Annotated in this window: 20 protein-coding genes; 13 read left to right on the forward strand and 7 right to left on the reverse strand. The window is 70.2% G+C overall.

From position 1 onward, the window contains the following. Nucleotides 1–36: 36 nt before the first annotated feature. The 6 genes from IFT51_RS07285 (at nt 37) to lnt (ending at nt 7407) form a co-directional block, all read left to right on the forward strand. Entirely contained in the window at nt 37–1062 is a 1026-nt protein-coding gene (locus tag IFT51_RS07285; protein ID WP_192060405.1) for a WYL domain-containing protein, read from the forward strand. After that, on the forward strand, nt 1055–2041 hold the full coding sequence (locus tag IFT51_RS07290) for a YafY family protein (protein ID WP_192060406.1): 987 nt from the start codon (nt 1055–1057) through the stop codon (nt 2039–2041). Before IFT51_RS07285 ends, IFT51_RS07290 begins: the two co-directional genes overlap by 8 nt. Nucleotides 2042–2120: 79 nt before the next feature. Continuing rightward, nucleotides 2121–2405 carry a twin-arginine translocase TatA/TatE family subunit gene (tatA, locus tag IFT51_RS07295; RefSeq protein WP_192060407.1) on the forward strand — a complete coding sequence of 95 codons (285 nt, stop codon included), beginning with the start codon at nt 2121–2123 and terminating at the stop codon, nt 2403–2405. Nucleotides 2406–2480: 75 nt separating this feature from the next. After that, entirely contained in the window at nt 2481–3236 is a 756-nt protein-coding gene (gene tatC / locus IFT51_RS07300; protein ID WP_192060408.1) for a twin-arginine translocase subunit TatC, read from the forward strand. Nucleotides 3237–3240: 4 nt separating this feature from the next. Further along, nucleotides 3241–5742 carry an RNA helicase gene (locus IFT51_RS07305; protein WP_192060409.1) on the forward strand — a complete coding sequence of 834 codons (2502 nt, stop codon included), beginning with the start codon at nt 3241–3243 and terminating at the stop codon, nt 5740–5742. A gap of 48 nt (nt 5743–5790) precedes the next feature. After that, nucleotides 5791–7407 (forward strand): apolipoprotein N-acyltransferase, encoded by a 1617-nt coding sequence (gene lnt / locus IFT51_RS07310; RefSeq protein ID WP_371740729.1) that lies wholly within the window; start codon nt 5791–5793, stop codon nt 7405–7407. A 12-nt stretch (nt 7408–7419) separates the two neighbouring features. Here lnt and IFT51_RS07315 read toward each other — a convergent pair whose 3' ends face one another. The 4 genes from IFT51_RS07315 to IFT51_RS07330 all read right to left on the reverse strand — a co-directional run bounded on the left by IFT51_RS07315 (nt 7420) and on the right by IFT51_RS07330 (nt 10273). Continuing rightward, nucleotides 7420–7785: an RNA polymerase-binding protein RbpA gene (locus IFT51_RS07315; RefSeq protein WP_192060410.1), complete on the reverse strand. Its 366-nt coding sequence runs from the start codon at nt 7783–7785 to the stop codon at nt 7420–7422. A gap of 107 nt (nt 7786–7892) precedes the next feature. Then, nucleotides 7893–8672, reverse strand: coding sequence for a glycerophosphodiester phosphodiesterase family protein (locus tag IFT51_RS07320; RefSeq protein WP_192060411.1), 780 nt, complete (start codon nt 8670–8672; stop codon nt 7893–7895). Continuing rightward, nucleotides 8669–9790: an SPFH domain-containing protein gene (locus IFT51_RS07325; protein WP_244637024.1), complete on the reverse strand. Its 1122-nt coding sequence runs from the start codon at nt 9788–9790 to the stop codon at nt 8669–8671. The genes IFT51_RS07320 and IFT51_RS07325 overlap by 4 nt, the downstream gene beginning before the upstream one ends. 3 nt (nt 9791–9793) lie before the next feature. Continuing rightward, nucleotides 9794–10273 (reverse strand): NfeD family protein, encoded by a 480-nt coding sequence (locus tag IFT51_RS07330; protein ID WP_192060412.1) that lies wholly within the window; start codon nt 10271–10273, stop codon nt 9794–9796. 182 nt (nt 10274–10455) lie between these two features. Between IFT51_RS07330 and IFT51_RS07335 the strand changes: the two genes are divergently transcribed. The 6 genes from IFT51_RS07335 to IFT51_RS07360 all read left to right on the forward strand — a co-directional run bounded on the left by IFT51_RS07335 (nt 10456) and on the right by IFT51_RS07360 (nt 14638). Next, a complete protein-coding gene (locus IFT51_RS07335) occupies nt 10456–11223 on the forward strand; it encodes an SDR family oxidoreductase (protein ID WP_192060413.1) in 768 nt (255 codons plus the stop codon). Beyond that, nucleotides 11220–11675, forward strand: coding sequence for an NUDIX hydrolase (locus IFT51_RS07340; protein ID WP_192060414.1), 456 nt, complete (start codon nt 11220–11222; stop codon nt 11673–11675). Before IFT51_RS07335 ends, IFT51_RS07340 begins: the two co-directional genes overlap by 4 nt. A 118-nt stretch (nt 11676–11793) precedes the next feature. Then, on the forward strand, nt 11794–12297 hold the full coding sequence (locus IFT51_RS07345; RefSeq protein ID WP_192060415.1) for a hypothetical protein: 504 nt from the start codon (nt 11794–11796) through the stop codon (nt 12295–12297). Nucleotides 12298–12309: 12 nt separating this feature from the next. Next, a complete protein-coding gene (gene folE / locus IFT51_RS07350; RefSeq protein ID WP_192060416.1) occupies nt 12310–12903 on the forward strand; it encodes a GTP cyclohydrolase I in 594 nt (197 codons plus the stop codon). Beyond that, nucleotides 12900–13880: a dihydropteroate synthase gene (gene folP / locus IFT51_RS07355; RefSeq protein WP_371740730.1), complete on the forward strand. Its 981-nt coding sequence runs from the start codon at nt 12900–12902 to the stop codon at nt 13878–13880. Before folE ends, folP begins: the two co-directional genes overlap by 4 nt. Next, the gene (locus IFT51_RS07360) at nt 13877–14638 is read left to right on the forward strand and encodes a pyrimidine reductase family protein (RefSeq protein WP_192060417.1); all 762 of its coding nucleotides are present in this window, start codon (nt 13877–13879) and stop codon (nt 14636–14638) included. Before folP ends, IFT51_RS07360 begins: the two co-directional genes overlap by 4 nt. 52 nt (nt 14639–14690) lie before the next feature. On the opposite strand, the gene dhaM is transcribed toward IFT51_RS07360, so the two are convergent. Genes dhaM through dhaK form a run of 3 tightly spaced genes read right to left on the reverse strand, consistent with a single transcriptional unit; the run spans nt 14691 to nt 17067 of the window. Then, the gene (dhaM, locus tag IFT51_RS07365; RefSeq protein ID WP_192060418.1) at nt 14691–15374 is read right to left on the reverse strand and encodes a dihydroxyacetone kinase phosphoryl donor subunit DhaM; all 684 of its coding nucleotides are present in this window, start codon (nt 15372–15374) and stop codon (nt 14691–14693) included. Between the two features lie 3 nt (nt 15375–15377). Then, nucleotides 15378–16028 carry a dihydroxyacetone kinase subunit DhaL gene (dhaL, locus tag IFT51_RS07370; RefSeq protein WP_192060419.1) on the reverse strand — a complete coding sequence of 217 codons (651 nt, stop codon included), beginning with the start codon at nt 16026–16028 and terminating at the stop codon, nt 15378–15380. A 37-nt stretch (nt 16029–16065) separates the two neighbouring features. After that, nucleotides 16066–17067 carry a dihydroxyacetone kinase subunit DhaK gene (gene dhaK, locus IFT51_RS07375; protein ID WP_192060420.1) on the reverse strand — a complete coding sequence of 334 codons (1002 nt, stop codon included), beginning with the start codon at nt 17065–17067 and terminating at the stop codon, nt 16066–16068. Between the two features lie 248 nt (nt 17068–17315). On the opposite strand from dhaK, the gene IFT51_RS07380 reads away from it, so the two are divergent. After that, nucleotides 17316–17990 carry an MIP/aquaporin family protein gene (locus IFT51_RS07380; RefSeq protein WP_197981916.1) on the forward strand — a complete coding sequence of 225 codons (675 nt, stop codon included), beginning with the start codon at nt 17316–17318 and terminating at the stop codon, nt 17988–17990. Nucleotides 17991–18084 lie beyond the last annotated feature (94 nt).

An 18084-nucleotide genomic window follows, 5' to 3' on the forward strand; every position in this document is an offset into this window, starting at 1 on the left:
GGGCGCCCCACCCCGGCCGTGGCCTAGGCTCGACCCGTGTCAGCCGCCCGCGCCCCTCGCGTACCCGTCGAAGAGCGCCTCTTCAGCCTCGTCCTCGCCCTCCTCGCGACCGAGCCCGGCCTGACGAAGTCCGACATCCTCGCCACGGTCCAGGGCTATCGGCAGAAGTACTCGCCGAACGGCGACAACACCGCTCTCGAGCGTCAGTTCGAGCGCGACAAAGACGACATCCGCGAGCTGGGCGTGCCGCTCGAGACCCTCGACGACCCGGCGGCGTCGGGCAACAACCAGATGCTCCGCTACCGCATACCCCGCGGCGCCTACGAGCTTCCCCTCGACATCGCCTTCTCATCGGAGGAGACCGCGCTGCTGACCCTCGCCGCCATGGTCTGGCGCGAGGGGACGCTGTCGGGCGAGAGCAGACGCGCGCTCCTCAAGCTCCGCTCGCTCGGAGGCACGGCGACCGTCCCCGGGCTCGACTACGCCCCTCGCATCCGCTCGCGAGACGCCGCCTTCGAACCGCTGCGCGATGCGCTCGACCGTGGAGTGCTCGTGCGGTTCCCCTATCTGAAGCCCGGCGAGTCCGAAGCGAGGAAGCGCGAGGTCGCTCCGTTCGCCCTCATCCAGCATCAGGGCCGCTGGATGGTCTCGTGCCTCGAGCCCGACACCGGCCGCCGGAAGACCTTCCTGCTGTCGCGCATCATCGGCCCGGTCGTCATCACCGCGATCGCCGTCGAGCGCCCCGTCGATGCGACGGCCGAGTCGGCCCTCGCGGCGCTCGACGAGGTCTGGCGCACCAGGACGGCGCTCATCCGCGTGGTCGCCGGCTCCGACGCCGAGACCAGACTGACCAAACGACGCTCGACGGTGGTCCGCGACGACTGCCTCCTCGAGATCCACTTCTCCGACGAGCAGATCGTCGCCGACGAGCTGGCGTCCTTCGGGCCCGAGGTGACCGTGCTCGAGCCCGCCTCGGTCAGGGACCTGGTGATCGCGCGGCTGCGTCGGCTCGTCGCCGTCCACACCGAGGTCCGCGCCGCCGGGGGGAGTCACCATGGCTGAGAAGAGATCCGCCCTGCACGCCACCGACAAGCTGGCCTTCCTGCTCTCCCTGGTGCCGTACCTCATCGATCGGGGGCGGGTCTCCGTCGCCGAGGCCGCCGAGCACTTCGGCGTGTCCGTCGGGGAGATCCGCCGGGCGGTCGAGCTGATCGCCGTATCCGGCGTGCCCGGCGAGACGAACCAGTACCAGCACGACGACCTCTTCGACATCGCGTGGGACGACTTCGAGCAGAACGACGTCATCGTCCTCACGCACATGGTGGCGATCGACGAGTCGCCTCGCTTCTCGGCCCGTGAGGCCGCGGCGCTGATCGCCGGCCTGCAGTACCTGTCGTCGCTTCCCGAGAACGCCGATCGCGCCGCCATCGCCACCCTGATGTCCAAGCTCGCACGGGGCGCGTCGTCCGCTCCGAGCCAGGTCGCCGTCGACCAGCGCGAGACCAGCGACGTCCTGTCCCTCGTCGAGCTGGCCGTCGCCCAGGGTCGCCAGCTCGAGTTCGACTACGCGGGGGTCCGTGACGTCGTCGAGCGGAGGCGCGTCGACCCTCTGCGGGTCGAGTCCGTCGACGCCGACTGGTACCTGCGCGGCTACGACCATCTGCGACACGCGTTGCGGACGTTCCGGCTCGACCGGATCGCCCGACCGGCCCTGACCGACGAGCCGCTCGCGCACCGCGCGTCGGACGTCGTCCTGCCGGACACCCTCTTCGAGGGGTCGCCCGACGACGAGACCGTGACGATCGACATCGATTCGGCGGCCGCGCCCCTCCTCGCCGACTACGCCCCGGACGACGTCGAGCCCCTCGACGACGGTCGCTCCCGTCTGAGAGTGCGCGTCGGCCAGTTCGGGACGGTCGCGCGACTCGTGGCGGGCCTGCCCGGCGATCCCGAGGTCGTCTCGCCGATCGCCGCCCGAGCGGCCGTCGGCGACTGGGCCTCACTGGCGCTGGCCGGCTACGACGCCGACCCGCGTTCCTGACGACCGCTCGGGCTTCAGCTCGGGGGAGTGGAGCCGGGGTTAGACTGAGACCTCCCCTGCCACGCAAGGAGAACACCTCATGCTCGGAAACCTCACCGGATTCCACCTCATCATCGTCCTGGCGATCATCCTCCTGCTGTTCGGCGCTCCCAAGCTGCCGGCGCTCGCGAAGAGCATCGCCCAGTCGATGCGCATCTTCAAGAACGAGGTCCGCGACGACGACAAGGCACCGTCCGACGACTACACCCGTCGCGACGAGGCCCGCCGTGACGAGTACAGCCGACGCGACGACGCGACGGCTCGTCCGACCACCGACGGTCCGGTCGTCCGCCCGTCGCAGAGCGACCTCCCGCCGAAGTCCTGATCCGTGGCCACGACGACGACTCGTGGCCGCAGCGGCGGAGAGCAGCAGCCGAGAAGCAGGGCCAAAGACGGTCGCATGTCTCTCGGGGCGCATCTCATCGAGCTCCGCAAGCGGCTGTTCCTGGCCGCACTCGCCCTCATCGTGGCGAGCATCGCCGGGTGGTTCCTCTCGCAGTTCGTCCTCGACTTCCTGCGTGAGCCCGTGACCCGCATCGCCGAGGCCCGCTCCCGCGAGGCGACCCTGAACTACCCCGGCGTCAGCTCCAGCTTCGACCTGCGCATCCAGATCTCGGTGACGGTCGGGGTCATCATCTCGAGTCCTGTCTGGCTCTATCAGATCTGGGCCTTCATCGTCCCCGCGCTCGTGCGCCGCGAGAAGCTGTACGCCATCGGCTTCATCGGCACTGCCATCCCGCTGTTCCTCCTCGGCTGCACGAGCGGACTCTTCGTCCTTCCGCACATCGTCGAGGTCCTCACCGGTTTCGCGGCGCAGCAGGACGCCGCCATCATCGACGCGAAGCAGTACTACGACTTCGTCCTCAAACTGGTCCTCGCCGTGGGCATCGCCTTCGTCCTGCCCGTGTTCCTGGTCCTCCTGAACTTCGTGGGCGTCATCTCGGCCGTGTCGATCATCAGGGGCTGGCGGGTCGCGATCCTGCTGATCACCCTGTTCACGGCGATCGCCACCCCCGCGGCCGACGTCTTCTCCATGTTCCTCCTCGCCGTCCCGATGGTGGTCCTCTACTTCGCCGCCGCCGGCGTGGCCTGGCTGCACGATCGCCGGGTCGCGAAACGTGCGGCGGCCCTCGACGCCGAACTCGCGACAGGATGACCTCATGAGCACCGAAGCGAGCCCCGCCGAACGATTCGCCGCCTCGAAGAACAGGGTGCGCACGCCGCAGCTGCAGTCGTTCCGCTCCCGTCTCGGCTTCGCCCTCGATCCGTTCCAGATCGCCGCATGCGAGTCGGTCGAACAGGGCAACAGCGTGCTCGTGGCCGCCCCGACCGGGGCCGGCAAGACCCTCGTCGCCGAGTTCGCGATCCATCTCGCCATGCAGCAGGCCCGCGACAAGGTCTTCTACACGGCGCCGATGAAGGCGCTCAGCAACCAGAAGTTCCAAGAGCTCGTGGCCGAGTACGGTGCGTCCGAGGTGGGCCTGCTGACCGGCGACACGAACGTCAACTCCCGTGCGCGCATCGTCGTGATGACGACCGAGGTGCTCCGCAACATGATCTACGCGGGGTCCGAGATGCTCGACGACCTCCGCTACGTCGTGCTCGACGAGGTGCACTTCCTGGCCGACCGGTTCCGGGGCGCCGTCTGGGAGGAGGTCATCATCCACCTCCCGCTCGACGTCCGTCTCGTGTCCCTGAGCGCGACGGTCTCGAACGCCGAGGAGTTCGGCGACTGGCTGCAGACGGTGCGGGGAGGCACCGACGTCATCGTCTCGGAAGACCGCCCCGTGCCCCTCGACCAGCACGTCCTGGTCGGCGGCAAGTTCCTCGACCTCTTCGACTCGAGCGGCCAGGCGGCCACGAACCGCGTCAACCCCGAGCTGCTGCGGGCCACATCCCTCTCGCGCAAGGGCGGGTCGGGTCGTCGAGGCGACGGCGGTTCGAGGCGTGGGCCGCGGGGCCATGTGATGGCCCCCATCCAGCAGGCTCAGGGCCGACTCGACCGCTGGAAGATCGTCGAGATGCTCGACGACCAGAATCTGCTGCCGGCCATCTTCTTCGTCTTCAGCCGGGTGGGCTGCGATCAGGCGGTCAAGCAGGTCCTCCGATCCGGCATCCGACTGACGACCGCCGATCAACGCCAGGAGATCCGCGAGATCGTCGAGGCCCGGTGCCGCACGCTCCGCGACGAGGACCTCGCCGTGCTCGGCTACTGGCAGTGGCTCGACGGACTCGAACGCGGAGTGGCGGCGCACCACGCCGGTCTGCTCCCGGCGTTCAAGGAGGTCGTCGAAGAGCTCTTCCAGAAGAAGCTGGTCAAGGTCGTCTTCGCGACGGAGACCCTCGCCCTCGGCATCAACATGCCCGCCCGCACGGTCGTTCTCGAGAAGCTCGAGAAGTTCAACGGCGAGGCCAGGGTCCCGATCACCCCGGGGGAGTACACGCAGCTCACGGGGCGTGCCGGTCGCCGCGGCATCGACGTCGAGGGCCATTCGCTCATCCAGTGGCAGCAGGGGCTCGACCCGCAGGCGGTCGCCTCCCTCGCATCGCGGCGCACGTACCCGATGAACTCCAGCTTCCGCCCGACGTACAACATGGCGGTCAACCTCATCGAGCAGTTCGGCCGTTCACGCACCCGTGAGGTGCTCGAGACCTCGTTCGCGCAGTTCCAGGCCGACCGCTCGGTCGTCGATCTCGCCCGCAAGGTGCGCACGCAGCAGGCGAGTCTCGACGGCTACGCCGCGAGCATGGAGTGCCACCTCGGCGACTTCCGCCAGTACACGCTCATCCGTCGCGAGCTGGGCGACCTCGAGAAGCAGGGCGCGGCGCGGGCCGACGCCCAGTCGCGCAGCGAGCACGAGAAGCGTCAGCGCCGGCTGGGCGACCTGCGGCGTGAGATGCGTCAGCACCCGTGCCACGCCTGCCCCGATCGCGAGCAGCACGCCCGGTGGTCCGAGCGGTGGTTCAAGCTCAAGAAGCAGACCGATCAGCTGTCGGCGCAGATCCGCAGCCGCACGGGTGCGGTGGCGAAGGTCTTCGACCGGGTGACCGACGTGCTGCTCGACCGGGGGTATCTCGTGCCCCGCGCCTCCTCGGAGTCCCGTCCGGCGTCGTCCCGAGGAGGCGCGGGTCGGCTCCCCGCGACCGTCGAGGTGGACGTCGCCCCGGCCGGGCGCACCCTTCGGCGCATCTACGGCGATCGCGATCTCCTGGTGGCCGAGTGCCTGCGACTGGGTCTCTGGAACATGCTCGACGTCCCCTCCCTGGCCGCGATGGCCGCCACGCTCGTCTACGAGCCGAGGCGTGACGAGGGGCAGCTCGCCGAGCGGTTCCTCCCGCGGGGCGAGTACCGGACGGCACTCGACGAGACGCAGAAGCTCTGGGCCGAGCTCGACGACCTCGAGCAGGAGCACCGGCTCCCGGGCAGCATCCCCCCGGCCCCCGGCCTCGCGCTGGCGATGCACCGGTGGGCACGGGGCGCCAGTCTCGACAGCGTCCTCGAGGACGCCGAACTGGCGGCCGGCGACTTCGTCCGCTGGACGAAGCAGACGATCGACCTCCTCGACCAGCTGTCGGTGGTGGCCGATCTGCCGGTCGGTCCGACGGCGCGGCAGGCCCTCGACGCCGTCCGGCGCGGCATCGTCGCCTATTCGGCGGTCTGACGACCACGGGCGGAGAGGCTCCCAGCCGGGTCGACCTAGAATCCTGAGGTGCCCTCCCGTGTGACCGAGCTCCGTCTGCCCCTCTGGTTGGCCCTCGTCGTGGCCCTGTTCGCCGGGCCAGTCCTCGACGCGGGGTTCCCCGACGGCGACGTCTGGGCGCTGACCTTCGTCGGCATCGGCCTGGTGCTCGTCGCGCTGAGGGGCCGCCGAGCCGGCAGCGCGTTCCTGGTCGGGCTGGTCGCGGGGCTGTCGTTCTATCTCATCCACATCCAGTGGGCCACGCTCTTCCTCGGCGTGGTGCCGTGGGCGGCGCTGGCGGGTCTCGAGGCGTTGTTCTTCGCCGGGGGAGCCGTGCTCATCACCCTGGCCTACCGCTGGGTGCCCGTCGTCTGGCCCGGCACGCTCGGGCGCGCGCTGCTGCTGCCCGTCGTCGTGGCCGGGCTGTGGACCCTCCGCGAGTTCATCGCCGGCAACTGGCCCTACGGCGGCTTCGCCTGGGGCAGGGTCGCCCTGAGCCAGTCCGAGAGCCCGTTCAAGGGTCTCGTCGCCTATCTCGGCATCTCGGGCCTGAGCTTCCTGATGGTCGCCGTCGTCGCCGTCCTGATCGAACTGGCGCTGCTCAGCACCGTCCGGGGTTCGACGCGGGTCCTGGCCGGTGCCACCGTGATCGCGGCGGCGCTGGCGGTCCCCGCGTGGCCGACCTTCACCGACGGCACGGCGACGATCGCGGGTGTCCAGGGCAACGGCAAGGCCGGCTACTTCGACTCGGCGGATCGCGCCTACGGCGACCTGACCGACTCGCAGGTGCTGGCGATGCAGGGTCTCGACCCCGCCGCGAACGACCTCGACCTGATCGTCTGGCCCGAGGGCGGCAGCGACCGCGATCCGACCCGGGACGAGTTCGGTCGCTACGTCTTCGACGCCATCAACCGGGGCTACGGCGCGCCGCTGCTGTCGGGGGTCATCACCGAGAGCCCCGACGGCGAGACGACGTACAACTCGTCGATCCTGTGGGACGACGGCGAGGTCGTCGGCCAGTACGACAAGAAGCACCCGGTGCCCTTCGGCGAGTACGTGCCCGATCGCGCGTTCTGGCGTCCGTTCGCACCCGAGCTGATCGACCTGATCGGCCGCGACTACACGCCGGGCACGCGCGACGAGGCGATCGATGTGGGCGACTTCGTGGCGGGCATCTCCATCTGCTTCGACATCGTCGACGACCAGCTGATCACGAACATGATGGATCAGGGCGCCCAGGTCATCGTCGCGCAGACCAACAACGCCGACTTCGGGTCGAGACCCGGGCAGACCGACGAGAACGAGCAGCAGCTCGCCATCGCCAAGATGCGGGCCATCCAGACGGCCCGATCGGTCGTCAACGTGTCGACCGTCGCCTCCACCCGGGTCATCGACGCACACGGCGACGTCGTCGACGGGACGCGCGACTACGAGCCGGGCACGATGGTCACCACGGTCGATCTGGGCACGGGCACGACCCCTGCCGTCGTCGCGAGCCGGGCGATCGAACTGCTCGTGTCGTTCTTCGGCCTCGCCACGCTCCTGATGGCCGGTCTGTGGAGGGGCCGACGCCGGGCCGCCCGTGACACCGCGAACGGCCCCGTCACCACGATCCGTGGCGGTGACGGGGCCGTCCTGGTGCGCTGACCGGGCTGCGGCTCAGGCGCCGATCTTCACCTGACCCTTGCGGGCCCGGAGGAAGTCGAGCCGCTCTTGCAGCAGCTCCTCGAGCTCGTCGCGCGTGCGACGCTCGAGCAGCATGTCCCAGTGCGACCTCGGAACCTTCACGTCGGCCTCGTCGATCTCGACGAGCTTCCCGTCGGCCGTCAGAAGACGCCCCTCCAGGCCGCTCTTCGGCGACTGCCAGATGTCGGGGATGTCCGCATCGGCGGCGAACACCATCTCGAACGTCGTGCCGTCGGTCGTCTGGTAGACGGCCTTCTTGCGGGGCGAGAATTCGACGCCCTCTTCGCTCTGCAGGCTCTGACTACCCAGTCTCATACCGCGCAAACTGCGATCTGCCATTGTGTGGTCTCCTCTCGCGGTGCAATCTCCCGTTGTAACCCGGAATTCGGTGCGGTTGTTTCGCCCGACGGCCTTTCACAGTGCCTTCACAGTGCGGAGATGCCTGGTCAACGCAGTTCTTCGAGTGCCAGATCCACCCGATCGGTGACGATCCCGGCGACCCCGAGCGCGACGAGGCGGTGCATGTCGACGGGGTCGTCGACCGTCCAGACATGGATCTCGACCCCGACCGAGGCGAGGTCCGCGACCCGCCGGGCGGTCACGATCGTGACCGGCCCTCGCCGTTCGGGCACCTGGATCGCCCCGCAGCCCGCGAGCACCGTGGCGAGCAGACGGCGTCGGACGGATCGGAGGGGGATCACCCCGATCAGGACGGCCGAGACGACGAGACGAGACGAGGCCGAGGTGGCGACACCCGGCAGCCCGGCCACCGTGCGGGCGCGGCGCGACTGGTCGAACGACGTCACCAGAACGCGATCGACGGCACCGGCCCGGCGGATGGCCTGGATGGTCGGCTCGACGGCGTCGTCCGACTTCACGTCGATGTTGAAACACGTCTCGGGGAACGCGTCGAGCGCCTCGACGAGGGAGGGCATGGTCTGGTCGTCGGGCAGGCGGATGCTGGAGACCTCCGACCAGTCGAGGTCGAGGAGGCGCTGGTCGCGACCTGCGAGTCGTCGCAGGTCGGCGTCGTGGCTGATGACCGCGACCCCGTCGCGCGTGGCGTGCACGTCGGTCTCGAGGTAGTCGGCACCGATGGCGATCGCCTGCGCGAATGCGAGCATGGTGTTCTCGGGCGCCGTGGTGTGCAGTCCGCGATGGGCGAGCAGGCGGGGCGTCTCGGGGTCGAACCACCGGGTGGGGCGATCAGCCGCGTGCGTCGTCACGGTCGGTCGCTCGGGGGAGTCGCCGACCCGTCGTCCGATCCGTTCGGGGCGGCGGTCGGGCCGTCGGCCGATCCGCTCGCCGGGTCGACGGAGCCGGGCTCGGTCACGGTCGGGAATCCGAGGTCGGGTTCCGATCCGAGGTCGACCGTGCTCGCCAGATCGGGTGTGGCGTCCATGTCCGCCACCGACGGCCCGGGCCGGGGCACCCAGCCCGGTGCGTCGGGGTTCTTGGGAGCGAAGAAGCCCGAGCCGATGCCCTTCAGGGCCTCGGTCAGCTCGCTCGGGATGATCCAGAGCTTGTTCGCCGACCCGTCGGCCAGCTTCGGGAGGGTCTGCAGGTACTGATAGGCCAGCAGCTTGGGGTCGGGATCGCCGGCGTGGATGGCGTTGAAGACGGTCTGGATCGCCTCCGCCTCGCCCTGGGCTCGGAGCACCTGCGCCTTCGCATCGCCCTCGGCTCGGAGGATCGCCGACTGACGCATGCCCTCGGCCTCGAGGATCTGCGACTGCTTCGTCCCCTCGGCCGTGAGGATGGCTGCACGTCGGTTCCGCTCGGCGCGCATCTGCTGCTCCATCGAGTCCTGGATCGACAGGGGCGGATCGATGGCCTTGAGCTCGACGCGGCCGACCCGGATGCCCCATTTGCCGGTGGCCTCGTCGAGGACCACCCGCAGCTGCCCGTTGATGTTGTCGCGACTGGTCAGCGCCTCCTCGAGGTTCAGACCGCCGACGACGTTCCGGAGGGTCGTCGTGGTGAGCTGCTCGACGGCCCCGAGGTAGTTGGCGATCTCGTAGGTGGCCGCGCGGGCGTCGGTCACCTGGAAGTACACGACGGTGTCGATCGACACCACCAGGTTGTCTTCCGTGATGACCGGCTGGGGCGGGAACGACACCACCTGCTCGCGCATGTCGATCAGCGGCCGGACGCGGTCGATGAACGGCACGAGCAGATTCAGACCCGGGTTGAGCGTCTTGTGATAGCGGCCGAGTCGTTCGACGACACCGGCGCTGGCCTGGGGGATGATCCGCACGGCCCGGAAGAGCACGACCAGGACGAGCACGACGACGATGGCGACCACCACGATCGTGGCGACGGTGGCGGGGGTGACGGAATCCATGGGCTAGTCCCTTCGCACGGGGACGACGAGAGCGGTCGACCCCTGGATGGCGGTCACGACGACCGGCGCGCCGGTGTCGAGAGGTGTGATGGACTCGCCCGGCATCGGGGGAGTCGTGAGCAGTCGGGCGGTCCACGTGTCGCCGTTGGTCAGCTTGACCTGCCCGGCGTCGAGCCCGATGGGCACGACGACCGTGCCATGCAGCCCGAGCAGGGCCTCGATGTTGCTCGGCGTCGGATCCCCGCCCTTCTTCAGCGCCTTGAGCAGAGCCGGCCGCACGGTGAAGAGCAGGAGGACGGCGACGATGCCGCCGGTGACGATCTGCAGCCACCACGGTGCGCCGAGCAGACCGGAGACGAGTCCGCCGCCGCTCCCGATGGCGAGCATGAGGAACGTGAGCTCGAGGGTGGTGACCTCGATCACCACGAAGAGGAGGATCAGCGCGATCCAGATGATCCATGCGTACTGGGCGACGACGTCCATCCCCGAACCTCCCTCAGTTCCCCTGTTATGGAAAAGTATCACCTCCCACCGACGTCGAGTAGGTGCTTGGTAGTCTCGGGGCTGGTCCTCAGGGAGGCGCGCTCCGTCGAGATCGACGTCGCACCTCCTCGGCGCCCCGCAGCATCCGCACCCCGTTCCGCCCGCTCAGTCAGGAGTACGCCTTGTCCAACCCCCTCGCCGCCGGCTCGTTGTCCGGCGCCCGTGCCCTCGTCACCGGTTCATCGCGCGGCATCGGCGCCGACACGATCGCGTACCTGGCCGAGGCCGGTGCCAAGGTCGTCGTCAACTACCGCAATAAAGAGCGCCGGGCGCTGCAGCTCGTCGACAAGATCGAGGCCGCCGGGGGAGAGGCCATCGCGATCGGGGCCGACCTCACCGATCCCGAGAGCGTCCGGGGCATGTTCGCCACGGTGGGCGAGCGCTTCGGCGGGCTCGACATCCTCGTGATGAACGCCTCCGGCGGCATGGAGAGCGGCATGGCCGAGGACTACGCCCTCAAGCTCAACCGCGACGCCCAGGTGGAGCTGCTGACCGCCGCGCTGCCGCTGCTGGCCCCGGGTTCGCGGGTCGTCTTCGTCACCAGCCACCAGGCGCACTTCATCGAGACGACCGAGACGATGCCCGAGTACCTGCCCGTCGCCCTCAGCAAGCGGGCCGGCGAAGACGCCCTGCGCGCGATGATCCCGCAGCTCGAGGCGGCCGGCGTCGAGTTCGTCGTGGTCTCCGGCGACATGATCGAGGGCACCATCACGGCGACCCTCCTCGAGCGCTCGAACCCAGGCGCCATCTCGTCGCGCAAGGAGAGCGCCGGCAAGCTGTACAACGTCGCCGAGTTCGCGGCGGAGGTCGCATCTGCGGCCGTCGACCCGGTGCCGACCGATCACACCCGTTATGTCGGAGACACGAGCGACTTCGCGCCCCTGTCATGACCGAGCGGGTCGTCCGGGCGACGTCTCGGTTGATAGTCGTCGACGACGACGGCCGGGTCCTGCTCATGCTGACCAAGGCCCCCGACACCAGCGGCGTCGCCCGCTGGATCACACCCGGCGGGGGAGTCGACCCGGGTGAGACCCAGGCCGAAGCGGCCATCCGGGAGCTCCGCGAGGAGACCGGTCAGATCATCACCGACCCGGGCGACGTCGTGTACGTCGAGGACTTCGTCGTCCCGTGGGACGACGCTGATCACACGCACGGTCACGCCGAGTTCTTCATCGTCAGACTGCCGCATTTCGAGATCGACGACGCCGGCTGGACGGACGACGAACGCGTCGACATCCTCGAGTCGCGCTGGTTCACGATCGACGAGCTCGACGGACTCGACGCGGCCGACGACGCCGTCGAACCGGCGGCGCTCGTGCCGCTGCTGCGCCGCATCCTCTGAGTCGTTCCTCGACCGAGACCCCTTCTCGGCCGACTCAGCACTGCGCTGATAATGCACATTATGTCAGCTTGCCGATCTCGAACACCCCTCTCGCGCCTCCTCGGTGTTGGCTCGACGCATGACCAGCGCACCCCATGCACGCGACGCACACGACGACGAGCGAGACGGCCCCGACGGTCGGCACCGCCGACCGGAGGGCCTCGACGACGCGACCGTCGACGCCCTCGGCGAGCTCTCGGCGGCCCTCGAGGTCGTCGAACAGGCCCGAGGGTTCCTCTACGGATTCCACCGGCTGACCGGCAAGGCCGACCTGGCCCTCGGCGACGCCGTCGAGAAGCTGCGGGCGGCCGGGCACGGCGAGATCGCCGACCAGCTCGACCGGGAGCTGATCGGACGCAACGTGATCGACGGGCGATGGACCTTCCAGATCGTCGAGGACTACGACGACGGCTACTACGCGCTGTTCCAGGAGAGCGAGAAGAACGCTCGTGATGCTCTCGCCGGCGGCAGGAGACATCTGTTCGAGGCGGAGATGAAGGAGGCGCGGCGCACGCCGGGCCATCGCCACCATGCAGCGCTCCCCCACGACCCCGACGACGGGGAACCCCACGGTCCCGCCTGAGATGATGTCGGCATGACGCCGATCGATCAGCCCCGAATCGAGGCCGCCGTCCGCGAGCTGCTGGCCGCCGTCGGCGAGGACCTCGCCCGTCCCGGCCTGGAGGCCACGCCGCGACGGGTCGCCGAGTCGTACGCGGAGTTCTTCTCCGGTGTCGGAGTGGACGCCGCGCAGGTCGTCCGCGACAGCGTCGTCGCCGCCGGAGCCGAGCAGTCGGGCGAGCTCGTGATCGTCCGCGACATCCGCTTCCGCTCGATGTGCGAGCACCACCTGCTCCCCTTCGTGGGCGTCGCCCACGTCGCCTACGTGCCCGGGCGCGAGATCGTCGGGTTGGGGGCGCTCCCCCGCCTGGTCGACACCGTGGCGTCGCGCGCCCAGCTGCAGGAGCGTCTCGGCGAGGAGATCGCGCAGGCGCTGAGCGACGGCGCCGAACCGACCGGGGTGCTCGTCGTGCTCGACGCCGCGCACGGCTGCGTCACCACCCGCGGGCCGCGCCAGAGCGGCAGCAGCACGGTGACCCTGGCGAGCCGGGGCTCACTGACCGACCCTGCGGCGAGGGCGGAGGCGATGGCGCTGATCGGCGCCCCGCACGACGGGCGCTCGGCGTGACGGCGTCACCCGACCGGTGGGTCGAGGGCGCTACGGCCCCCTTCCTCCCCCCGCTGCACTCCCCCGTGCGACGGATCGGCCGGCGCACGTTCGACTTCTCCCGTCAGGTCGCGGTGATGGCGATCGTGAACCGCACCCCCGACTCGTTCTTCGACCAGGGCGCCACCTTCGCCCTCGACCGGGCCGTCGCGGCCGCCGTCCAGGCCGCCGACGACGGCGCCGACTGGGTCGACATCGGCGGTGTGCCGTTCGCGCCCGGGCCCGAGCTGCCCGGTGCTGAGGAGCTCGAGAGGGTCCTCCCGGTGGTCCGGGCCCTCTCGGCCCGCTCCGACGTCGTCGTCTCGGTCGACACCTTCCGGGCCGACGTCGCCGAGGCGGTCATCGCGGCCGGAGCCGGCGTGATCAACGACACCACGGGGCTGCACGACCCGCGGCTGGCCGACGTCGTCGCCGACAGCGACGCGACGCTCGTGATCACCCACAGCCTGGCCGCACCGCGCCGTCCCCACCCGAGTCCGCACTACGACGACGTGACCGTCGAGGTGATCGACTTCCTCCGCCGGCGGGTCGACCTCGCCCTCGAGCACGGCGTCCCCCTCGAGCGCATCGTGGTCGACCCGGGCCACGATCTGAACAAGACGACGCGGCACACCCTCGACGTGACGCGCCGACTCGCCGAGGTCGCGGCTCTCGGCCACCCCGTGCTCGCCGCCGTGTCGAACAAGGACTTCATCGGCGAATCGCTCGGGCGAGAGAAGCCCGACCGCCTGCCGGGTTCGTTGGCCGCGGCGACGGTGAGCATCATGCTCGGCGCCCGCATCGTCCGCATGCACGACGTCAGAGCGGCCGTCGACGCCGTCCGCATGGTCGAGGCCATCGCGGGCTGGCGCGAGCCCGTCCGCGAGGTGCACAACCTGGGCCCCGAGTCCGCCCCTCGAGCCGGCGGGGTCTCCGACGCCGAGGAGGCGCGCTCATGACCTCCCCGATCCTCACGAGGGTGCTCCCCGGCCCTCCCGAGCCGCTCGACCACGAGGCGCTCGTGGCGCTCCTCTCCCCCGTCGACCGGAGCATCCCGCGGGTCGGCGCGAACGCCGTGTCCAGCATCGACGGCTCCGCCAGCGTCCACGGCCTGTCGGGAGGGCTCGGCAGCCCGGCCGATCTGCTCGTCTTCGATCTGCTCCGTCGCTTGTGCGATGTCGTGGTGGTCGGCGCCGGAACCGTGCGCTCCGAGGGGTACGGCGCGATGCGTCTGCACGACGACGACGTGGCCTGGCGCCGGTCGCACGACCTGCCCGATCACCCGGTGTTCGCGATCGTGTCCCGGTCGCTCGACCTCGATCCGTCGAGCGCCGTGTTCGCCGAGGCCCCGGTGCGCCCCCTCGTCGTCACGACGGAATCCTCACCGCGCGACGCGAGGTCGCGACTCGAGGGCGTGGCCGACGTGGTGGTCTGGGGTGCGGACCGGGTCGACCCGCGCCTCCTCGTGGCCCTGCTCGTCGAGAGGGGTCTGCCGCAGATCCACACCGAGGGCGGCCCGAGTCTGCTCGGCGACCTCGTCGACGCCGATCTGCTCGACGAGCTCAACGTGACCGTGTCGCCGACGCTCGTGGCCGGCGAGGGCCCGCGCATCGTCTCCGGCTCCGGCGCGGGGGCGGTCCGCGGGATGACCCTCGATCACCTGCTCGCCTCCGAGGATGTGCTGCTGGCCAGGTACTCGCGCCGCCGTCCGACCTGAAGGAGGCGCGCCCCGGTTCTCGGGACGCGCCTCCTCGATCGCCCTCCCCGGGTCAGGCCCTCTCGCCGAACCCGTCGTCGATGAGTGCGATCAGCTCGTCGACCGCCGCCTCCGCGTCGGGTCCCGTGGCCATGATCGCGACGGTCGACCCCGCACCGACGTTCAGACCCATGATGCGGAGCAGGCTCTTGGCGTCGACGCCGTTGACGGTGATGTCGGCCTGGAAAGCGGACGCGTGCTTGACCAGCTCGGCCGCGGGGCGGGCGTGCAGCCCCGAGCTGTTGACGATGGTCGTCGACCGCTCGACGGCGTCGCCGCCACGCAGATCGCGTTCGTCGGCGTGCACGTCGGCGATCCCGGTCGCGCCGGACGCCGCAGCGGCCACCTGCGCGAGGTCTCCCCCGGTCTCGGCGGCCACCGCGGCGGCCACCGCACCCTCGACGAGCGGTGCGTCGGCGATGACCACGCGCTCCTTCTCGGCATCGTCGAGGAAGTCGACGACCGTCTCGGAGGTGAGGATGGCCGAGCCGAGGTCGCAGAGCAGGACGGCTCCGCCGCCGGCCGAGGCCGTCGTCAGGGCGGCCGAGATGCGGTCGAAGCTCGTGCCGATCCCGCCCTCGTCGGTGCCGCCGGCGGCGACGAGCGTGGTCGACGGGGCCATCTGCCTCGCCAGCTCGACGACCCCCTCGGCGATCTTGGCGCTGTGCGAGACGATGACTATTCCGATGGTGGGCATGCTCTACGACTCCTTGTTCGATCCGGCCGCCGTGTCGGCGGCCGCGGTGATGATGAGGGACGACGACTGGGCTCCCGGGTCGCGATGCCCGATGGCGCGGTCGCCGAGGTAGCTCGCCCGTCCCTTGCGGGCGACGAGCGGCTCGGTCGCGGCGGCGCCCTCGGCGGCGGCGTCGGCCGCGGCCCGGAGGACGTCCGCCGGAGTGGCGCCGCTCTCAGCTGCCGCGGCGGCGGCGTCGACGGCCGGGGTCCAGGCGTCGACCATGGTCTTGTCGCCCGTCTCCGCCTTGCCGCGGAGGACCACGCCGTCGCGCGCCGCGGTCAGCAGGGCGACGACCGCTCGGGCGTCCAGCTCGGACGCGTCGCCCAGGGCCGCCGCTCCCTTGAGGTAGGCCGTCCCGAGAAGCGGGCCGGCCGCTCCCCCGACGGTCGAGATGAGGGTGGTGGCGACGAGCTTGACCAGAGTCGCCGGCGTCGCGTCGTCGGGCGTCTGGCCGATGCGCTCCCGGACGGCGGCGAATCCGCGGGCGAGGTTCTCGCCGTGGTCGCCGTCGCCGATCTGGCGGTCGAGTTCGCTCAGGGTGTGCCGCTCGGTCGTCAGCACCTCCGCCGTCCGTTCGATCCAGGCGCGCACCCAGGTGGAGTCCAGTGTCATTCGGTGTTCCTCTCGTGGTCGGTGAGGGCTGTCACGGTCAGCGTCCGCGCCGCAGCGCGGCCGTCTCGACGGGTGCGTCCCAGAGCTCGGTCAGCTCGTCGTCCAGCCGGGTCACGGTGATCGACAGCCCCTGCATCTCGAGCGAGGTCACGTAGTCGCCGACGAGGCTGCGCGCCACGGTCACCCCCTGCTCAGAGAGCAGCTCGGCCGCCCGGCGGTACGCGATGTAGAGCTCGATGGAGGGGGTCCCGCCCATGCCGTTCACGAAGAGCAGCACCCGGTCGCCCGCTGCGACGCCCAGGTCATCGGTCACCGCCGAGAGCAGGCGCTCGACGATGGCGTCCACCGGCTCCAGCGGCATGCGCTCGCGGCCCGGTTCGCCGTGGATGCCGACGCCGAACTCGATCTCGTCGTCGCCGAGCACGAAGCCGGGCTCGCCGGCGTGGGGAACGGTGCCGGCGGCGAGTGCGACGCCCATCGAGCGGGTCGCGGCCACGGCACGACGGGCGAGAGCCGCCACGGTGGCGAGGTCGTCGCCCCGCTCGGCGGAGGCACCGGCGATCTTCTCGACGACGACCGTCCCGGCGACGCCGCGACGACCCGCTGTGAACAGGGAGTCCTTGACGGCGACGTCGTCGTCGACCAGCACCGACTCCACGGTGATGCCGTCGGCCTCGGCGAGATCGGCCGCCGTCTCGAAGTTGAGCACGTCGCCCGTGTAGTTCTTGACGATGTAGAGCACCCCGGCTCCCCCGTCGACCGCCGACGTCGCCGCCAGGATCGGATCGGGGGTGGGCGAGGTGAACACGGGGCCGGGCACCGCTGCGGAGAGCATCCCGTACCCCACGAACCCGGCATGGAGCGGCTCGTGTCCGCTGCCGCCGCCGCTCACGATGGCCACCCTGCCCGGCGTCGGCCCCTCGGCGCGCCTCACGAACGTCGGATCGTGCGACACGACGACCAGGTCGGCATGGGCCGCCCCGAATCCCGCGACGGCCTCGGCGACGACGTCCGCCGGATCGTTGATGAGCTTCTTCATCGAAGGTCCTCCTCGTGATGGGAGCCCGTCGACCGGGCTCGCTTCATTCCTCCACGAAAGTACTCCGCTCGGACATCCGTGCACATGTGTGCAAACCACCTGATTCGGCCAGTCATGGTGTGCCGTCCCCGCACTAGTGTGTGCTCACACGCTCACCGCGGGTTGCACAGTCGCAGCCCGCCCGACGACTAAGGAAGGTCGACGTGGACCTGGGACTGATTTTTCTCTCTGAAGTGGTGGGCACGGCGATGCTCATCCTGCTCGGTGGCGGCGTCGTCGCCAACGTGGCACTCACGAAGTCGAAGGGCTTCAACGGCGGCACGCTGATGGTCAACTTCGGTTGGGGCCTCGCCGTCTTCGCCGGTGTCACCGTCTCGTACTCGTCCGGTGCGGCGCTCAACCCGGCCGTCAGCCTCGCGCAGCTGATCCTGGGCAACATCGACTTCGTCGCGTTCCTCGTCTACCTGGCCGCGCAGATGATCGGTGCGATCATCGGCGCCGTGCTCGTCTGGCTCGTGTACAAGAACCACTTCGACGAAGAGCCCGACCCCGCCGCCAAGCTGGGCGTCTTCTCGACCGGGCCCGCCATCCGCAACTACGGCTGGAACCTCGTCACCGAGATCATCGCGACCTTCGCATTCGTGCTGGTCGTCATCGGCTTCACCAACGGCGGCACCCCGGCCGAGCTCGGCGCCATCCCCGTCGCCTTCCTCGTGATCGCGATCGGCGCCTCCCTCGGTGGGCCCACCGGCTACGCCATCAACCCTGCCCGTGACCTCGGCCCGCGCATCGCGCACGCCTTCCTCCCCATCAAGGGCAAGGGCTCGAGCGACTGGTCCTACGCCTGGGTCCCCGTCGCCGGCCCGCTGATCGGTGGCGCCCTCGCCGCCGTCGTCTCGGGCGCGCTGCTCCCCATCGCCTGACCCGAACCCACGACTCATCGCTGATCGCGGCGGGCCCACGCCCCTCCGGGGCGAACCCGGCCCGCCACGGTCGACACCATCAACGACGAAGGAG

It is taken from the genome of Frigoribacterium sp. CFBP 13712, from assembly GCF_014842255.1.
Lineage (GTDB): Bacteria > Actinomycetota > Actinomycetes > Actinomycetales > Microbacteriaceae > Frigoribacterium.